The organism is Vibrio sp. 2033, assembly GCF_033339735.1.
Genome location: NZ_JAWOVC010000245.1, coordinates 1 through 803 on the forward strand (window position 1 = coordinate 1; position 803 = coordinate 803).

Annotated in this window: 1 protein-coding gene; it reads left to right on the forward strand. The window is 42.7% G+C overall.

What is annotated here, in order from left to right; all coding sequences use genetic code 11:
- Nucleotides 1-290: 290 nt before the first annotated feature.
- Nucleotides 291-803, forward strand: a 513-nt coding sequence (locus tag R7P74_RS25865) for an AMP-binding protein (protein ID WP_318123509.1), incomplete at its 3' end; no start/stop codon positions are given.

Genomic DNA, 803 nt, shown 5'->3' on the forward strand with positions numbered 1-803 from the left:
ACATTAGGTTAATGTTAATGGCTTGTTCAACGGCGGAGTTGAGGAAGGGCTTTGGTTTTTTGGTTTGGTATTTATAACAATAATTAGCTAACACGCTCACATTTTGGTTCGTGCGGGTATCTGAATGTTAAATTTTTTACATTCTTGCGTTTTTAAATCTTGTAAATGTAATGTTAACAAAAAAGGCGGTGTGGCTTTTCCAAGCCTCCTAGTCGCCCATGATGCGTGACTCTCTTAAAGGAATTCACGAACAACAATGAAAATGACAAAGTTTTAGAGGGTAAGCCATTATGATGAACCTTGCTGCTGCCTTGCAGAGAAATGCTGCAAGTAAACCGAATAAAACGGCCTTGATATGTGGTGATAAAAAATTCACATACGCAGAATTTGACGCGATTGCGGGTAAGATCGCGACTTCGATGATTAAAGCGGGCGTCAAACCGGGAGACCGAGTGGCGTTATCGTGCCCGAATTTGCCTTTCTTTCCTTTCGTTTATTTTGCGGTTCAGAAGGCGGGTGCCGTTACCGTTCCGCTGAACGTGTTGCTCAAATCTAGAGAAATCAAATACCACCTAGAAGATTCGAAAGCGAAGTTTTACTTCTGTTTTGAAGGAACGCCCGAACTGCCAATGGCGAAAGAAGGCATGAAAGCGTTTAAAGAGGTGGATGCGTGTGAAACGATGATCGTAATGACGCAAGATCAAACGCAAAAAGAGTACCAAGGTTTACCGACACTGACGTCTTTTATAGAAGATATCGAACCTTTGGCGGATTACGTTGCTCGCGATGCGGATGACACTTGT